We start from the raw sequence: 2,435 nt of genomic DNA on the forward strand, positions 1-2,435 counted from the left end.
GCAATATGCTGCTATTTTTGGGGTTTATTTAATTATTTATGTAATTTTTTAATTATAAAATTAAAATTCATAAAACTTTATTTTTCTGCCGATGTTGTTAAAAGACATTTTATAAACCAAATATCTATGACAACTTCAACAAAAAGTAACGGAACCAGAACCGCTACGACAAAAACCGGAAAAATGGAAAATTCAGAATTTCATGAATTTTTTGTAGATGAATTGAAAGACATATACTGGGCAGAAAAGCACCTGGTAAAGGCCTTGCCAAAAATGAAAAAAGCGGCCACGAGCCCCGAGCTTGCAGCGGCTTTTGACAAGCACGCACAGGAAACCCAAACCCACGCAGATACGTTGGAACAGGTATTTGAGCTGCTGGGCGAAAAAGCGACAGCAAAAAAATGCGATGCCATGGCAGGCCTGTTGGAAGAGGCTGACGGTATTATTGAAGATACCGATGCCGGAACTTTAATTCGCGATGCGGGTTTAATCCTCGCTGCTCAAAAAGTAGAACATTATGAGATAGCAACCTATGGAACGCTTAGGGCTTTCGCCGATAGTATGGGACATACGGATGTGGCGGCCTTATTAGGCAGGACGCTGGAAAATGAAAAAGCAACCGACCAGGCGTTAACTGCCCTTGCAGAAAGTTCCATTAACGAACAGGCTGCTGCGGAATAAGAACAACCATTTATGCTTGTTTGATAGGTAACAGCTTGAATGGGGATATGTAAACATTTATTAAAATATCTATGGAAACTACAGAAAAAACAATCGACGTATTAAACGACCTGATCGAGATCAATAATGACCGCGCCGCCGGCTTTGAAAAAGCAGCGGCCGATTTGAAAGATGAAAACATCGACCTGAAAGCTACCTTTGACCAATTTGGTCAGCAGAGCCGTGTAAATGTAACCGAACTGGCTGCAGCGGTGGGTCGTAATAACGGCGATCCGGAAACCGGTACCAGTGTAACAGGTTCATTGCATCGTGCCTGGATAGATGTAAAGGCCATGTTTAGCGGCGGCGATCGTAAAAGTATACTGGAAGAATGTGAACGCGGCGAAGATGCAATCAAGAAAGCTTACCGGAATGCTTTGGCCGAAACTGATTTGGAGCCGGAAGTACGCGGGTTGCTCACGAAACAGCAACAAGGTATTAACGCCAGTCATGATACCATCAAACGTTTACGGGATATGTAATAACACCAGTCGTTAATTTACTGTACGGGAAAAGGGCCACACCAATTTGATTGGTGCGGCTCTTTTTTTTTACAGTACGGAAAATTTACAGCATATGTAGCATCCGGGTTTTTGTTGCAGAAAAAAAGCAGTTGAGTTGGTACATATAATTTTTTATATATCAATAAATTATAAGTTTGTAAGAGCGATTGAGTTTTAATATTTCAAATGGATACATATACTTTCCATATTAATACCTACGACCTGGCTTTCTTTGGTACGCTCTTTATCGGGCTCACTTTTATCCTGCTTTTATGGTTCACTAAAAGGATAAACCGGGCTGCAAACCGGCTTTTGGCCCTGGCAATGGTTACGATTGTTTTGTGGATAGCGCGGATATTAGGCATCCACATCGGGCTGTCAACTTACATTGCTAATTGGAGCCGGCTACCGCTGCAATTTTCGCTTGCTATTGGCCCCCTTATTTTCTTTTACGTGCTTAAAGTAACCCGGCCGGAATATAAATTCCGGTCTAAGGATCTACTGCATTTTAGTCCGTTGCTGCTGGAATTGGGCGCCCAGGCATTGGAAGTTAGGGATAGTATAAATACCGGTGCAGCTACTTATGAAACGCCCGCCTTTCAGCAACTGAACCTGGTATTGCAATTGCTGGCGTTTGTTTCGGTCACAATTTACCTTTACCTGGCTCACAGGCAGATAGGAAGTTTTTACCGGCGGATAAAATTTAATGGGGGCGACCGTTACCGCAACGAGTTACTATGGTTAGATCGCTTGCTTACCGCATTCGGTATGTTATGGCTGCTTTGGATACCGTTTACAGCTGTTGACTATTTTTATTACCATGATAAATCAGGAGCACAGTATTATTTTCCTTTGTACCTGCTTTTCATATCCCTAATCATTTGGATTGCTGCAAAGAGCCATTTAAAAGCAGAAACTCCTGAGAAGACGGATACTACCCTAAAGCTATTATTACCGGCAGATCTGAAGCAAAAAGGATCCTGGTTAAAAATGGAAATAAAGGAAAAAGGGCACTACCGGGATACGGAATTAAGCCTGAGCTCTCTTGCTGAAAAACTTGGATTGCATACTCATGAAGTATCCCGAATTATTAATACAGTTTTCAAAAAAAGCTTCAACGATTTTATCAATGAATACCGTGTTCGCGAGGTTGCGCTCAAAATGCAGGACCCATCCTATGATCATATCACGCTGCTTGGTATTGCCTATGAG

General features: G+C 42.1%; 3 protein-coding genes. All 3 read left to right on the top strand.

The features are described 5' to 3' along the window. Positions 1–126 precede the first annotated feature (126 nt). Positions 127–681: a YciE/YciF ferroxidase family protein gene (locus AC1DPZ_RS25540; protein ID WP_477408786.1), complete on the top strand. Its 555-nt coding sequence runs from the start codon at positions 127–129 to the stop codon at positions 679–681. Between the two features lie 71 nt (positions 682–752). Beyond that, on the top strand, positions 753–1,202 hold the full coding sequence (locus AC1DPZ_RS25545) for a PA2169 family four-helix-bundle protein (RefSeq protein ID WP_477408788.1): 450 nt from the start codon (positions 753–755) through the stop codon (positions 1,200–1,202). Positions 1,203–1,409: 207 nt separating this feature from the next. After that, positions 1,410–2,435, top strand: a 1,026-nt coding sequence (locus AC1DPZ_RS25550; RefSeq protein ID WP_477408790.1) for a helix-turn-helix domain-containing protein, incomplete at its 3' end; no start/stop codon positions are given.

Source organism: Mucilaginibacter sp. P4_G9 (assembly GCF_056400985.1).

Bases quoted from the DNA above. Each gene is read 5' to 3' on its own strand.
- AC1DPZ_RS25540 (WP_477408786.1), top strand. From the start codon at position 127: ATGACAACTTCAACAAAAAGTAACGGAACCAGAACCGCTACGACAAAA.
- AC1DPZ_RS25545 (WP_477408788.1), top strand. From the start codon at position 753: ATGGAAACTACAGAAAAAACAATCGACGTATTAAACGACCTGATCGAG.